General features: G+C 70.3%; 12 protein-coding genes. 4 read left to right on the forward strand and 8 right to left on the reverse strand.

Features of this window, described 5'->3' with window-relative positions:
- Positions 1-13 precede the first annotated feature (13 nt).
- The 3 genes from OG266_RS02955 to OG266_RS02965 form a co-directional block, all read right to left on the reverse strand.
- Positions 14-2,359: a glycoside hydrolase family 65 protein gene (locus OG266_RS02955; protein WP_371542388.1), complete on the reverse strand. Its 2,346-nt coding sequence runs from the start codon at positions 2,357-2,359 to the stop codon at positions 14-16.
- Entirely contained in the window at positions 2,356-3,096 is a 741-nt protein-coding gene (locus tag OG266_RS02960) for an HAD family phosphatase (protein WP_266471500.1), read from the reverse strand. The genes OG266_RS02955 and OG266_RS02960 overlap by 4 nt, the downstream gene beginning before the upstream one ends.
- Positions 3,097-3,171: 75 nt before the next feature.
- On the reverse strand, positions 3,172-3,324 hold the full coding sequence (locus tag OG266_RS02965) for a hypothetical protein (RefSeq protein WP_266471501.1): 153 nt from the start codon (positions 3,322-3,324) through the stop codon (positions 3,172-3,174).
- Between the two features lie 148 nt (positions 3,325-3,472).
- Here OG266_RS02965 and OG266_RS02970 point away from each other — a divergent pair, with 148 nt between their 5' ends.
- Complete coding sequence (locus OG266_RS02970) at positions 3,473-3,793, forward strand: DUF6191 domain-containing protein (RefSeq protein ID WP_266471503.1); 321 nt, start codon at positions 3,473-3,475, stop codon at positions 3,791-3,793.
- A gap of 26 nt (positions 3,794-3,819) precedes the next feature.
- Positions 3,820-4,515: a nucleoside/nucleotide kinase family protein gene (locus tag OG266_RS02975; RefSeq protein WP_266474904.1), complete on the forward strand. Its 696-nt coding sequence runs from the start codon at positions 3,820-3,822 to the stop codon at positions 4,513-4,515.
- Here the strand turns inward: OG266_RS02975 and OG266_RS02980 are convergent.
- The 5 genes from OG266_RS02980 to OG266_RS03000 all read right to left on the reverse strand — a co-directional run bounded on the left by OG266_RS02980 (position 4,445) and on the right by OG266_RS03000 (position 10,958).
- Positions 4,445-6,277: a hypothetical protein gene (locus OG266_RS02980; RefSeq protein WP_371542392.1), complete on the reverse strand. Its 1,833-nt coding sequence runs from the start codon at positions 6,275-6,277 to the stop codon at positions 4,445-4,447. The two genes, OG266_RS02975 and OG266_RS02980, sit on opposite strands and share 71 nt — an antisense overlap.
- A gap of 3 nt (positions 6,278-6,280) precedes the next feature.
- Positions 6,281-7,168 carry a carbohydrate ABC transporter permease gene (locus tag OG266_RS02985; protein WP_266471507.1) on the reverse strand — a complete coding sequence of 296 codons (888 nt, stop codon included), beginning with the start codon at positions 7,166-7,168 and terminating at the stop codon, positions 6,281-6,283.
- 19 nt (positions 7,169-7,187) lie between these two features.
- On the reverse strand, positions 7,188-8,165 hold the full coding sequence (locus tag OG266_RS02990) for a carbohydrate ABC transporter permease (protein ID WP_266471509.1): 978 nt from the start codon (positions 8,163-8,165) through the stop codon (positions 7,188-7,190).
- Between the two features lie 53 nt (positions 8,166-8,218).
- Positions 8,219-9,550 (reverse strand): ABC transporter substrate-binding protein, encoded by a 1,332-nt coding sequence (locus OG266_RS02995; RefSeq protein ID WP_371542396.1) that lies wholly within the window; start codon positions 9,548-9,550, stop codon positions 8,219-8,221.
- A gap of 274 nt (positions 9,551-9,824) precedes the next feature.
- The gene (locus OG266_RS03000; RefSeq protein WP_266471515.1) at positions 9,825-10,958 is read right to left on the reverse strand and encodes an ROK family protein; all 1,134 of its coding nucleotides are present in this window, start codon (positions 10,956-10,958) and stop codon (positions 9,825-9,827) included.
- Between the two features lie 494 nt (positions 10,959-11,452).
- Here OG266_RS03000 and OG266_RS03005 point away from each other — a divergent pair, with 494 nt between their 5' ends.
- Together OG266_RS03005 and OG266_RS03010 are read left to right on the forward strand one after the other, a co-directional pair.
- Positions 11,453-12,352 carry a BadF/BadG/BcrA/BcrD ATPase family protein gene (locus tag OG266_RS03005; RefSeq protein WP_266471519.1) on the forward strand — a complete coding sequence of 300 codons (900 nt, stop codon included), beginning with the start codon at positions 11,453-11,455 and terminating at the stop codon, positions 12,350-12,352.
- Between the two features lie 172 nt (positions 12,353-12,524).
- Complete coding sequence (locus tag OG266_RS03010) at positions 12,525-14,462, forward strand: phosphatase PAP2 family protein (RefSeq protein WP_266471522.1); 1,938 nt, start codon at positions 12,525-12,527, stop codon at positions 14,460-14,462.
- Position 14,463: the final 1 nt, after the last annotated feature.

Here is a 14,463-nt window from a genome sequence, read left to right on the forward strand (position 1 = left end):
CCCTGGCTGCGCCTCACCCGTGACTGTTCGGCCGCCGGTGCGGTGGCTGTTCGGGGGCGGGGCGCAGCCTGGGGGCCGGGATCCGCAGGCCCTGGGGCTTGTCGGCTTCGACGGTGACCGGTTCGTGGTAGTGGCGGATCTCCAGGGGTTCGCCGCTCACGAGCGTGTAGGTGGCGGTGGCCGGTCCGATCTCCACACGCAGCCGGCGGCCGAGGAGTTCCAGGTTGAAGGCGAGGCGGTGGAAGCGCTCCGGCAGCCGGGGCTTGAACTCCAGGGTGTCGCCGTGGTGACGCAGACCGCCGAAGCCCGCGACCAGGGCCATCCAGGTTCCGGCCAGGGAGGCGATGTGCAGGCCGTCCCGGGTGTTGTTCTCCAGGTCGCGCAGATCCATCAGCGCGGCCTCCACCAAGTAGTCGTAGGCGAGACCCGGATGGCCCGCCTCGGCCGCGATCACGGCCTGGCAGCAGGCGGACAGGGAGGAGTCGCGGACGGTGAGGGGCTCGTAGTAGGCGAAGTTGCGGGCCTTGTGCTCGTCGTCGAAGTAGGGGCTGCACTTGTACATGGCCAGCACCAGGTCGGCCTGCTTGACGACCTGCTTGCGGTAGATGTCGAAGTACGGGAAGTGCAGCATCAGCGGGTACTGGTCGGGGCGGGTGGTGGCGAAGTCCCAACGCTGGTAGCTGGTGAACCCGGCGTGCTGTTCATGGACGCCTAGTTCGTGGTTGTAGGGGATGTGCATGGCGCCGGCGGCGTCGCGCCAGGCGGCGCTCTCCTCGTCGTCGACCCCGAGGGCCTCGGCCTGCCGCGGGTGGCGCTCGACGACGTCCGCGGCCGCCAGCAGGTTCGTACGGGCCATCAGGTTGGTGTACGTGTTGTCGTCCGCGACGGCGCTGTACTCGTCGGGGCCCGTCACCCCGTCGATGTGGAACCCTCCCTGGTGGTCGTGGTGGCCCAGCGACCGCCACAGGCGCGCCGTCTCCACGAGCAGTTCGACCCCGGTGTCGCGTTCGAACGGCTTGTCGCCGGTGACGGCCGTGTAGTGCACGACGGCGTCGGCGATGTCGGCGTTGACGTGGAACGCGGCGGTCCCGGCAGGCCAGTACGCCGAGCCTTCCTCGCCCGCTATGGTCCGCCAGGGGAACGCCGCGCCGCCCAGGCCGAGTTGGGCCGCCCTCTCGCGGGCGGCGGGCAGTGTGTTCTGGCGCCAGCGCAGTGCCTCGGCCACGGCACCGGGTGCGGTGTAGGTGAGCAGCGGCAGTACGAAGGTCTCGGTGTCCCAGAACGCGTGGCCGTCGTATCCGGATCCGGTGAGCCCCTTCGCGGGTATCGCGCGCTGTTCGGCGCGGGCACCTGCCTGCAGGACGTGGAACAGCGCGAACCGTACCGCCTGCTGGATCTCCTCGTCGCCGTCCACCTCGACGTCCGCGCGGGCCCAGAAGTCGTCGAGATAGGCCCGCTGTTCGTCGACGAGGCCCTGCCAGCCGCCGTGCTGGGCCGACGCGAGCGCCGCGTCGGCCTGGGCGCGCAGAGCGGGCAGGGACCGGGTGCTCGACCAGCCGTAGGAGACGAGCTTCTCCACGTGCAGCTTCTGTCCGGGCTCCAGGACGGAGGTGACGGTGAGGCGGGCGACGTCGGCGGTGCTCTCGCCGCTCGTCGTGGTCGGTTCGGGGCCGGTGACGGCGTGGTCGGCGGCGGTGGCGACGCGCAGCCCGCTGCGCCGGGTGCGGTGCACCAGTCGCAGCCGCCCGCCCTGGGCAAAGTGCTCCTCACCTTCGAGCGGCGACTCCAGGACGATCGCGGCCCGGGGGTCTCCGTTGCGGCCCGGCAGTTGCTCGTTGGCGACGAGTTCCGACTGGACGACGACACGGACCCGGGAGTCGACGGCCTCCACCTCGTAACTGACAGCGGCTATCGCGCGCTGGGTGAAGGACACCAGCCGGGTGGAGCGCACACGGACCGTGTCGCCCGCCGGTGAGGTCCATTCGCAGCTCCGGGTGAGCAGACCGGTGCGCAGGTCGAGGACGCGCTCGTGGGAGCGCAGCCGTCCGTAGCGCAGGTCGAACGGCTCGTCGTCGACCAGCAGCCGGATCACCTTGCCGTTGGTGACGTTGATGACCGTCTGCCCGGACTCCGGGTAGCCGTATCCGGCTTCGGCGTAGGGCAGTGGGTGGACTTCGTGGACGCCGTTCAGGTAGGAGCCCGGAAGGCCGTGCGGTTCGCCTTCGTCGAGGTTGCCGCGCCAGCCGACATGGCCGTTGGACAGGGCGAACACGGACTCGCTCTGCGGCAGTACGTCGAGGTTGAGGACGTGCTCACGCAGGGCCCACGGCTCGACGGCGTACGACGTGTGAGTGATCACGCGCTCTCCCCCAGTTCCGCGAGATCCCGTACGACGATGTCCGCGCCGTGCGCGCGCAGGGCGGCTCCCTGGCCGACGCGGTCGACCCCGACGACGTACCCGAAGTGGCCCGAGCGGCCCGCGTCCATGCCGGCCAGCGCGTCCTCGAAGACGGCTGCCTGGGACGCGTCGGCTCCGAGGTCCCGCGCGGCTGCCAGGAAGGTGTCCGGCTTCGGCTTGCCCGGCAGTCTGCGCTCGGCTGCGACGACGCCGTCGATCCTGACCTCGAAGAGGGACTCGGCGCCCACCGCGCGCAGGATGTCCCGGCAGTTGGTGCTGGAGGAGACGACCGCGGTCCGCAGACCGCTCGCGCGGACCGCCTCGACATAGCGCAGTGTGCCGTCGTACGCCTCCACGCCGCCGCTGCGGATCAGTTCGAGGAGCAGGTTGTTCTTGCGGTTGCCAAGGCCTTGGACAGTCGGACTGTCCGGCGGGTCGTCGGGCGACCCCTCGGGCAGTTCGATTCCCCGCGAGGCGAGGAAGGCGCGGACGCCGTCGGCGCGCGGGCGTCCGTCCACGTGGTCGTTGTAGTCGGCGTCGGTGAAGGGACGGAACCCGTCGCCGTCACGTTGGTGGAGGAATTCGTCGAACGTCCGCTGCCAGGCGGCCGCGTGGACGACGGCGGTCTTGGTGATGACCCCGTCGAGATCGAAGAGGCAGGCCAGGATTTCTTTCGGAAGACCGAGCTGCTCTGTCATACGGTGCAGTGTGCCCCGAGGGGCCCCGGCCACGGGGTGGCGCACACCACACGGCCTCGGGGCGGTCGAGGTGCCCTAGGACTTCTTCAAGTCGGCCCGGTAGGTCCGGTAGAGCGCGGTGCCGTCGTCGCAGCGCCGTGGTGGGGTGCTGCACTTCGGGCAGCCGAGCAGGTGGTCGAAGTAGGCGCGATAGCTTTGGGGGGCGAGCGTGGGGCTCTGCTGCGACATGAAGTTTCTCCCCGTGTCCGGCCACTGCGGGCGCCAGATATTGACCAGAATTCAACAGCTGCATCAGCATAGGCCGAATTCACCGCGAAGAGGCCAAAGGCGATACCCGCCTGGCCGGAATCCACCTCCGGGCACGGATACTGGGGCCATGGGATTCGCCGTCTTCATGACCCTGCCCGGACTCGTCATCCTGCTGACGCTGCTGGCCTTCGTGGACCAACTGCTGCTGCGGGTGGGCCGGTCGGGCATGCTGCCCTGGCGGAACGGAGCGCGCCAGGGGCAGATATCCGCAACCGGGTTCGAGCAGCTCCACGCGAGTTTCTCGCCGGGCAAGCAGAACGAGCTCAAGGAGCGTCAGTCGGCGCTGGTGATGCGGGACGACGAGGAGGACGGGGCTCCGCCGAACCGGACGACCGTCGATCTGGACGGCGGGACGGCTGTCGTACGGATACTGCGGGCCGGCCGGTAGGAGGGTCCGTGACCTCGGACGAGCCGATGGCTTTCGACGACCTCCTGGGGCGTGCCGCGTCCCTCGTACGTCCTGGGCACCGCGCCCTCCTCGGCATCGCGGGCAGCCCGGGATCGGGCAAGACGACGCTCGCCGAGCGACTGGTCAAGGAACTGAACGGTGACGGGCCCGCCCGGGTCGCGCACGTGCCGATGGACGGGTTCCATCTCGCGGACGTCGAGTTGGACCGCCTGGGCCGCCGCGACCGCAAGGGTGCCCCCGACACGTTCGACGCGGCGGGGTACGCGGCGCTGCTGCGCCGGCTACGCGAGGACCAGGACGACCTGATCTACGCGCCCGGCTTCGAGCGCACCCTGGAACAGCCCATCGCGGGCGCCGTCCCCGTCCCCCGCACCGCCCGCCTGGTCATCACCGAGGGCAACTACCTGCTGCTCCGCGACGACGCGTGGACCCGGGTACGGTCGCAGCTGGACGAGGTCTGGTTCTGCGAGCTCGACGAGACCGAACGCGTACGCCGTCTCGTGGCCCGGCACGAGGAGTTCGGCAAGGACCACGACACGGCGGTCGCGTGGGTGCTCGGCACGGACCAGCGCAACGCCGACCTGGTCGCCGCCACGCGGGACCGCGCCGACCTGGTCGTCGGGGCTGCGGTCAGCGGGGACCGAGTTCCAGCTCCGGCTCCCCACGAGCATCGCCCGCGGGGTCCCCGATCAGGGCGGTGAACGCCTCGGTGCGGACGGTCAGTCCCGCGGGGGTGAGGTCGAAGACCGGGGTGAACGGGCCGCCGGGGCCGTAGCGCACGGCGAAGATGTGCAGGTCCTCCGGTGCGCCGGGAGCCGGTCCCGCTTCGAAGGCGGTGGAGGCGACGAGGTGGCGCCAGCCCTCGTCCGGGTTGCCGTAGCCGCGCGGGTCGGCCGCGAGGGCGAAGGCCGCCTGCTGCTGCGTCGTCTCCGCGCGGGCGTCGAAGTGGTCCACACTCTCCGTCGCCGGGTGGGTGAGGCGCAGGTCGCCGGCGGAGGTCACGTCGGCCTCAGCGGTCCTGCGCACCCGGTCGCCGTCGTCGGTGGCGTACGGCAGCCCGGCGAGCAGGTAGGGGGTTCCGTCCAGCCGTTCCACGGCGACGGTCATCCACAGGCTCGCGCCGTCCGTGACGTACAGGGATCGGACGTGGCGCAGGACGTGGTCGCGGCCGACGACGGGCTTGGTGACGAGTTTGGCCGTCAGCGCGTCGGTGCGCAGGTCGCGGACCCGGGTCTCGCCCATCGGGCGGCACAGCAGGAAACCGTCGGTGACCGGGCCGAAGCCGTGCTGGCGGTTGACGGCGGCGGGCAGGTAGTACGTGCCGCCCGCCTCGACGAGTGACGGGGTCATCCTGTCGTCGAAGGCCACCGAGACCGTGCCCGCGCGGAGTTGATGGCGTACGGGGTCCTTCGACGGCGTGCGGTGCCAGGGCGTGGTGTCCTGGATCTGCCAGACCAGCATGAAGGCGAAGTGGCCGTCGATGCCGCCGTCCCGCTGGACCGCGTGCCGGCCCCAGCGGGTGTCGCCCCGGTAGCGGCCGAGGTCGGCGCCGATGCGGTCGCCGAAGTAGCGCAGGCCGAGGACGGACTCGAACCCGGAGTGCTGTTCGCTGTAGCGCGGGCCGCCGTTGTCGAAGCCGCCGACGGTCAGGCGCGCGTCGAGGTAGCGGGCGAGCGCGTCACCGTCCTCGGCGAAGATCTCCTCGCCGCTGATCCGGTGGGCCTGGGCGAGGAAGGAGAGGGAGATCGGGCCGTAGTTGTTGTCGTAGGCGCCGCCGTGCTCCGGGGGCAGGAGGGCGCCCCGGTCTCGTACGCGATGGGCGCGGATCTCTTCGACGTACAGGCTGACCGCGTGCGAGCGGACCAACTCGCCTTCCCCCGACGGGAGATGGCGAGAGAGCATCAGTCCGCCGACGATGCAACCGATGGCCTGGTTGCCGGCCTCCTGCGGATTGAAGAAGGTCGCCTCCGTCAGCCAACGCCAGTAGCCGACCGCCGACTTCAGCAGCTCATCCCGCTGTTCGTCGTCGACGAGCCCGTCGGCCGTGTCCAGGACATTGACCGCCTGGAGCAGCGCCCACACCGTGCTCGGCCAGTCACCGATGGGATGCGCGCCCGCCTCCACCACGTAACGGGCGTACGGCAGACCGGAGTTGCGCACACTCAGGTTCGGGTAGCCGGGGTTGTCCTCGGTGAACACCCGCTCGTGGAGGTGAAAGGCGAGGCTGCGCCGGACGGCCTCCGGCAGGCGCGGGTCCTTCGTGCGCCGCCAGGCGAGCGCGAGCAGGGAGGTGATGCCCAGCGACGTGTCCCCGATGTCGTCCACGGCGGCGGGGTGTTCGAGGCTGCCTTCCGGCGTGAGCCGGGCGAGGGCCTCCTCGGTGACGGCGGCGAGGACGGCGTCGTACGCGGCGGGATCGTCCGGCAGATCGTGCAACGGACCGCGCTGGTGAGGGAGATGCACGTGTCAGCCCTTCATGCCGGAGGTCGCCAGGCCTTCGACCAGCCTCTTCTGGAAGACCAGGAAACAGATGAGCGTGGGCAGGAGGGCGAGTGTCGACATGGCGAACATCGCGCCGTACGAGGAGCCGCTCGTCTGGTCCATGAACAGGGTCAGGCCGAGGGGGACGGTGAACTTGTCGTTCTGCTGGAGGTAGACGAGCTGGTGGAGGAAGTCGTCGTACGTCCAGATGAAGGTGAAGATCGTGGTGGTGATCAGGGCCGGCTTCATCAGCGGCAGGATGATCTTCCAGTAGATCTGGAGGGGGTTGGCGCCGTCCATCATGGCCGCCTGGTCCAGCTCACGCGGGATGGAGCGGATGAACTGCACCATCAGGAAGATGAAGAAGGCGTCCGTGGCCAGGAACTTCGGCACGATGAGCGGCAGGTAGGTGTTGATCCAGGTCAGGTTGTAGAAGATCGTGTACTGCGGGATCAGGACGGCCTGCGTGGGCAGCATGAGCGTGCCGAGCATCAGGCCGAACCAGATCTTCTTGCCGCGGAACTCGAAGCGCGCGAAGGCGTAGGCGGCCAGCGAGCAGGAGATCACGTTGCCGATCACCGCGCCGATGGTGACGATCAGCGAGTTGGTGATGTAGAGGGAGAAGGAGTTGCCTGAGCCGCTCCAGCCCTCGGAGTAGTTCTCCGGGCGCAGCGCGTTCGGGATGAGTCCGGGGTGGGTGAAGATCTCGGTGTCGGGCTTGAAGGAGCTGCTGAGCATCCACAGCAGCGGGTACAGCATGACGACCGCGACGCCGATGAGCAGGGTGTGCATGTAGATACGGCGGGAGCCGGTGGCCGAACGCAGCTTCTGGAGCGGCGACTTCGGGGACTGGGCCGGGGTGATGGCGGACATGGGGTAGCGGACTCCTCGCTCAGTCGTCGTAGTGGACCCAGTAGCGGCTGGCGATGAAGTTGACCGCCGTGAAGCCGGCGATGACCAGGAACAACACCCAGGCCAGCGCGGAGGCGTACCCCATCTGAAGGTCGGTGAAGCCCTTCTTGTACAGGTACAGGGAGTACAGCATGGTCGAGTTGAGCGGCCCGCCCGAGCCGTTGCTGATCACGAAGGCGGGGGTGAACGTCTTGAACGCGTCGATGATCTGCAGGACGACGTTGAAGAACACGATCGGCGTCAGCAACGGCAGGGTGATCTTGAAGAACCGGGTGACGGGCGAGGCGCCGTCGATCGCGGCCGCCTCGTACACGTCCTTCGGCAGCTGCTTCAGGCCGGCCAGGAAGATGACCATCGGGGTGCCGAACTGCCAGACGGCGAGCAGGACGAGCGTGTAGAGCGCGGTGTCCGGGCTGGAGATCCAGTCCTGGCCCTTGATGCCGAACCAGGCCAGGAAGTCGTTGAAGAGGCCGTCGCCGCCGAAGACCTGCCGCCACACGATGGCGATGGCCACCGCGCCGCCGAGCAGCGACGGCAGATAGAAGGCGGCCCGGTAGAGCCCGATGCCCTTGAGGTCGCGGTTGAGCAGCATGGCCACGCCGAGCGCGAGCGCCAGCTTCAGCGGCACGGACACCACGACGTACACGAGCGTGGCGTGCACCGAGTCCCAGAAGACCGGGTCCTGGGTGAACATGCGCTCGTAGTTCTCGGTGCCGGTCCACTGCGGGGGTGTCAGCAGGTCGAAGTCGGTGAACGACAGGTACAGCGAGTCGAGCATCGGGTAGATCGTCAGCCCGAACAGGCCGATGAACCAGGGGGCCAGGAAGGCGTACGGCCACCAGCCTCCGCCCCGCCGTCTGGCGAGGCGGCGGCGCATGCGGTCGCGCTCCCGCTGGTCGGACGGGGTCGCCGGAACCGGCGGCTCCTTCACGACCTCGTCGGTCTTCGCGGTGGTCATACTCATCTCCCTGGCCCTCTCCCGGTGTTCGGTGGTGCGGCGGCGAGGCCGGCCTAGGCGCCCAGGATGCCGGGCGCCTGGTCGAAGAACTCGCTCAGCTGCGCCTTGATCGACTTCTTGCCGAAGGCGACGGCGAGGTTCGACTGGAACAGCAGGTCCCAGATCTGGTCGGCGCCCTGCGGCGGGGGCACCGGAGCGGGCAGGGCGTTGGTCGCCTTCCCGACGCGCTGGGAGATGTAGTCGGCGTTCGCCATGTTCAGCTTGTCCGTCTCGGTCAGGCCCGAGGCGATCAGGTTGCGCGCCTTCTCCGTCGGCGGGATGCCGCGCAGCAGCTGCATGTCCTTGATGGCCGTGTCGTCCTGCGCGAAGAACGACATGATCTTCACGGAGTCGGCGACCTTCTTGCTGGCCTTGGTGGCGCTCAGCAGGACACCGCCGTTGACGAAGTTGCCCTCGCGGGCGCCGGACCAGTCGCCCTGCGGGGTGGGCAGGAAGTCCAGCTGGGCGTCGGTGATGGAGCCGCCCGCGCCGTAGACACCGGAGTCGAAGGTGAACAGGGCCTTGCCGATGACGACCGCGTTCTTGGTGAGGTCGTTGTGCGCGGCGGAGGTGATCGCCGGCGGCGGGGAGGCGTTGAGCTTGCGCATCTCGGCCCAGAACTCCCACCACTCCTGGAGGGTGGCGGAGGTGAAGCCGAGCTTTGTGCCGTCGTCGGAGAAGAAGGTCTCGCCCTTCTCACGGGCGAAGATCTCGAAGCACTGGAGGGCGCCACCGCCACCGTCGTCGACGCCGTAGATCTTGCCGCCGCTCTTCTTGTAGACGTCCTGGGAGATCTTCTTCAGGTCGGCCCAGGTCCACTCGCGGTCCGGCAGCTTCAGGCCGAGGTCCTCCAGGCCGCTGCGGTTGACGGTGAGCTGGTTGACGCCGATGCCGGACGGGACGCCGTACAGCTTGCCGTCGACGGTGCCCGCCGCGAGAAGCGTCTTGGCGAAGCCCGTCAGGTCCAGGGTCTTGCCGACGTACTCGTCGATCGGGGCGAGGACACCCTTGCGGGCGTACTGAGCGACCAGCGCGGTGTCCATCTGGAGCAGGTCGGGGGCGCTGCCACCGGCGATGTTGGTGTTGAACTTGTCGAAGTACCCGTCGTATCCGGAGTAGGTCTCCTGGATCTTGATCTTCGGGTTCGACTTCTGGAACGTGGCGAGCGCCTTCTTGTAGGCGTTGTGCCGGTCGTCGCTGCCCCACCAGGTCATGGTCAGCTTGCTGCTCGTGGAGCCTGCCCCGGTACCTCCGGAGCAGGCGCTGAGCGCACTGCCGAGCGCGCCGGCGACGGCGAGCCCGCTCGCGGTGCGGAAGAGGGTTCTGCGCGAGATCTGGTGACCCACCGGGTCCTCCTTGATGTGCGTGACGGAATTCCCGGCCAGTCGCACGGCACGGGCTGAATTCTGTTCGGAAGGGCACCTTCCGGAGCGCGGCCTCGCCCGGCCGCGCCATCCTGACGGGTGGGGATCCCCGGCCGCCATGGCCGTCGTCACACGAGCACGCCCTCGCATGGCTGCCGTGCCTCTTGGTGCACGGGCGGGACGCTCACCCCAGGTCGACGTCCCGGCCGACCTAGAAAGCGCTTGTCCGGACATTGGCAGACTGAGTCGGAAGCCGTCAATCCTTCGTTCGCGCGGCATCGGTCACGGTTCGGACTCCCCGGGCGACCGCGAGCCGGGCGGCGCCCACGACCGTGCCCAGGTCTCCGACGGTGCTGCTGGTCACCTCGGTGGGCCAGCTGAGCCGGGCCAGCTCGGCGCGCACACCGGGCAGGAGCTGCGGATCCGCGCCCGTACTGCCGCCGAGCACGAGCAGCCCCGGGTCCAGTACTGCGGTCACGGCGGCGGCGAGCCGGCCGACGTCGACGGCATGGCGGTCGACGACCGTGCGGGCCGCGGGTCTGCCCTCACCGGCAAGGGCGAAGAGCCGCTCGGCGGTTCGCGGGCACGGCCCGTCGGCGTCCTGCCAGGCCTCGGCGGCCCGTCGCAGCAGGGAGCGGGCGCCGATGTACTCCTCCAGGGCCTCGTGGCGCGGATCCAGGCCGTCGTCCCACGGGTAGGGCAGCCGGGCGAGCTCACCGGCGGCTCCGTTCGCGCCGCGCAGCACCTGGCCCCCGATCACGACACCGAGGCCGATACCGACGCCGACCCGCAGATAGCCGAAGGTGTGACGGCCTCGGGCAGCGCCCTCGTGGAGTTCGGCGAGCGCCGCGCAGTTGACGTTGTTCTCCAGGTGCACCGGAACGCCGGGCGGCAGCGCCACGGCCACGGCGTCGAAGACGGGTCCGCCCTTGTCGGTCGCCGGCCGTGTTCCGTCACCCTCGCGTTCCGGCGGGGTGACGTCGCCGACCGCGACGACGATGGTGCGCAGCGGCGCGTCCGCGCCGAGCACCGCGAGGGCCTCATGGACTACCTCCACGGCCTCCGCGCGTGAGCCGGTTGCCTCGGCGAGCAGGGTGCCGTCCAGGCCGCAGCCACGGACCCGGGTGAGGGCGGGGCCGAGGTCGACGGCAAGCACCGTGCCGGCGGCCGGCCCGATCCTGTATACGGCGGCGTTGCGACCGGTGCCGCTGGAGGCCGTGCCGGAATGCGCGGCGAGCCGGACGCCCTCCAGTTCCGCGACGGCGGAGGACACCGTCGGTTTGGACAGGCCCGCCAGGCTCGCGAGCTGCGGCCGGGTCGCGGTGCCCGCCTGGGCCAGCACGGCGAACACGGCGCTCGCGCTCTCGGTCAGACGGGGGGTGTTCGCCACATCGAGTTCCACAGTTCCCCCAGAGGTCACGGGCCGCGATGCCGGGTGGATCGGCTCTGCCGGATGCGGCGATGGAAGGCGCCGGCGTCACGCACCCCCCGCGCGGAGCGGTCGAGTGGGCGACACCTCTTGACGCACTGTACTTCGTTAGTTAACTTCCTAACGAACGTCACGGTACTCGCCTGCCGTGTTCCACCAGAGGCCCGTCCCGGGGCTTCCCTAAGGCCTGTCTGGCAATTCCCGTCTGCCTCGCGACGCCATGCACGCACTCTCACCGCACCGGGCGCAGACCCAAGTACGTCCAGTACGAGGGTCTACGCCCGGCACGCCGAGAGCACGCACCTACTGCGACACGAACTGCTGCCGCAGCGGGCGCGAGGCCGCCCTCCGGGCGACGACGGGAATTGCCAGACAGGCCCTGGTTCCTCCACTTCCCTTCCTCCAGGCACGGTTCGCCCGCCGTCGCAGCACCGCGGAACGACGAAAGAGGATCCGTGCAGGAATCCGCATGCCTGGTCGTCGGTATCGACGTGGGCGGCACCAAGACGCATCTCCGCGCGCTCTCGGGCGACACCCTCGTGGCCGACCGCGTGCGCGCGAGCGGCGGCTGGCGGCCGCACGATCCCGTGGCCGCCGCCGGGTGGCTGGCCGCACTGCTCGCCGACACCCTTCCGGCGGGGGTGCGCCCCTCCGCGCTCGCCGTCGGCGGACACGACTGCGAGACCCCGCGCCAGTGCGCGCAGATACGTACCGCTCTCCAACTCCACTTCGACGCGCCCGCACTGGTCGTCGGCGATGCCCAACTCCTCGTCCCCGCCGCGGGCCTGGACAAGGGTGTGGGGCTGGTCGCGGGCACCGGTTCGGTGGCGGTGGGTCTGCTCGCCGACGGCAGCCCCGTGCAGGTCGGCGGCTGGGGCGCGGTACTGGGTGACGAGGGCGGCGCGGCCGGCCTCGTCCGCGAGGCGGTCCGGGCCGCATGGGCGGCGCACGACCGCGGCGAGGAGCCCGACGCGCTCGCGCTCGGCCTGCTGTCCGCGTTCGACGTCTCCGAAGTCCCCTTGCTCTGCGGGGCCCTTGAGCGCGCCACGGACATCTCCGCCGAGTGGGGCCGCCACGCGCCCGCCGTGTTCGCGGCGGCCGAGGCCGGATCGTTCCTCGCCCGCACGGTGATCGCCGAGGGCGGGCGGGCACTTGCCGCGCTCGTCGCGCGGCTCGCCGCACGCGGCGTGACCGTCGACGACGTCGTGGTCGCGGGCAGTACGGTCCTCGCCCAACCGTCGTTGTACGAGGCGTTCGTGTCCTCCCTGGCGACCGCCGTCCCAACGGCCCGGCCGAGGCCTCTGCGGGCGCCGCCGGTCGAGGGAGCCGTCGCGATGGCCCGTTCACTCGTCTGACACGTGCTGGTCGTCGTGCCTCCCCCGTTCCGACATTACTCATCAGTAGTTCTTCGCTGGTGCGCCCCAGTAAGCGCATTCAGCACACATGTGTATCCCGGCGCCCCACGAGCCGGCACCGATCGCACCGACTCGCCGGCCGCAGGGCCGAAGAACTCAAGAGAGGCAGCCCATGCCGTCCTCCGCCGGGAAGCAGTCCCCCGCATCGCTCACCGAACGCGCCGTGAACCGACGCGGATTCCTCAAGACCTCCCTGGGCGCCACGGCCGGCGTGGTGGCCGCGCCCACCCTGGCCACCTGGCTTGCTGCCACGGACGCGAAGGCCGCCACGGGCTCCACCGCGTTCGTCGACAGCTACACCACCAACGTCGTGGCCAACACGACGCCGGAGACCAACGCGGTCATCCGGATTCTCGGCGGCATGAGCAAGGTGTGGAAGACCGGCGGCGCCTGGAACACGGGCACACCGCTGAAGCCCGAGGTATTGCGCGCGAACATGCGCTACTGCGCCAGGATCACCGCCGCCCGCACCGAGGCACAGGCGAAGGAGGCATTCATCTATGACCGGCAGCACCAGAGTTACGCGATGATCGCCGGCCTCGGCCCGCTCGCCGACCTCTACAAGTCGGGCGCCAAGGCGGTCACTTCGATCACCAGCGCACCCGACGGCACTCCTTCGGGCAAGATCAGCGACGCCGTGCCCGCCGACGCGCCCGCCGGTTCCGCCCAGGGCGCGGGCTCCTACGACTCCGCGCTCGGCACGGTCGCCAAGCTGGTCGACACGGTGCGCGGCCCGTTCGCCTCCGGCAACCCGGCCAAGTACTCCTTCCAGTACCCGCGTCCGTGGCGCATGACGGAGGACAGCGAGGTCGTCGACACGGGCAAGGTCGACGCGCTCGGCTACCCCGTGTACGACTCCGACGTGGTCGTCGCCCCGCAGTTGCTGTGGCAGCGCAGCGCGACCACGGCCGACGACGGCGGCTTCCCCAGCGGGCACACCAACGCCTTCTACCTGGCGGCCCTGGCGTTCGCGTACGCCGTGCCGGAGCGGTTCCAGGAGCTGGTGGCACGTGCCTCCGAGCTCAGCCACACCCGGATCATGTCGGGCATGCACTCGCCCGTCGACGTGATGGGCGGCCGGACCATGGCCACCGCGCTGGCCGCCGCCACGCTGGCCGATCCGCAGTACGCGGCCCTCAAGGCCGCGGCGCGCGCCCAGGCCGCCGCGTACTTCCAGCAGCAGACCGGTACGACGGCTGACACGCTGTACGCCTACGCGCACTCGGCGGACGTCGAGACCGACAAGTACGCCGACCGGGACGCCAACTCCCGCGCGCTCACCCCGCGTCTGACGTACATCCTGACGCGGCACGGCCGCTCCGAGGACATCACCGTGCCCAAGGGCGCCGAGGTCCTCCTCGAGACACGGCTCCCCTACCTCGACGCGGCCCAGCGCCGCGAGGTGCTCCGTACGACCGCGCTGCCCTCCGGGTACGTCCTGCTCGACGGCGACGAGCAGTGGGGGCGCCTCAACCTCTTCGCCGCCGCCGACGGGTACGGGGCCTTCGACTCCGACGTGACCGTCACCCTGAACGCGGCCGACGGGGGCTTCGGTGCCGCGGACACCTGGCGCAACGACATCTCCGGGTGCGGAGGCCTCGTCAAGCGCGGCAGCGGCTCGCTGACTCTGACGGGAGCCAACCGTCACACGGGCGGCACGGTGCTGGAAGCGGGCACGCTGGCCGCCGGTTCCGCGGGCGCGCTGGGACACGGTGACGTCCGGGTGCAGGGCGGCACACTGCGGGCGACCACGGCCACGCGGGTGCGCGGCTCCTACACACAGGCGTCCGGCGCGACCCTGGACGTGACGCTCCGCGCGGGGCGGATACCCGCGCTCACGGTGGACCGGCGGGTCCTGCTCGGCGGGGAGAGTGTCCTCTCGCTCCGGCTGGACGCTTCCCGTCCGCCGGCCACGGGGACCACGGTTCCGGTGATCGCGGCGCCCTCTCTGCGGGGCCAGTTCGGTCGTATCGAGGTACAGGCGGACGGGTACCGGGCGGTGCCCGTGTACACGGCCGCGGGCCTGTCCGTACGGCTGACCAGGCGCTGAT

This window comes from Streptomyces sp. NBC_00554 (assembly GCF_041431135.1).
GTDB lineage: Bacteria > Actinomycetota > Actinomycetes > Streptomycetales > Streptomycetaceae > Streptomyces.

Coding starts and splice junctions, on each gene's coding strand:
- OG266_RS03010 (WP_266471522.1), top strand. CDS start 12,525: ATGCCGTCCTCCGCCGGGAAGCAGTCCCCCGCATCGCTCACCGAACGC.
- OG266_RS02990 (WP_266471509.1), bottom strand. CDS start 8,165: ATGACCACCGCGAAGACCGACGAGGTCGTGAAGGAGCCGCCGGTTCCG.
- OG266_RS02965 (WP_266471501.1), bottom strand. CDS start 3,324: ATGTCGCAGCAGAGCCCCACGCTCGCCCCCCAAAGCTATCGCGCCTAC.
- OG266_RS02985 (WP_266471507.1), bottom strand. CDS start 7,168: ATGTCCGCCATCACCCCGGCCCAGTCCCCGAAGTCGCCGCTCCAGAAG.
- OG266_RS02960 (WP_266471500.1), bottom strand. CDS start 3,096: ATGACAGAGCAGCTCGGTCTTCCGAAAGAAATCCTGGCCTGCCTCTTC.
- OG266_RS02970 (WP_266471503.1), top strand. CDS start 3,473: ATGGGATTCGCCGTCTTCATGACCCTGCCCGGACTCGTCATCCTGCTG.
- OG266_RS02975 (WP_266474904.1), top strand. CDS start 3,820: ATGGCTTTCGACGACCTCCTGGGGCGTGCCGCGTCCCTCGTACGTCCT.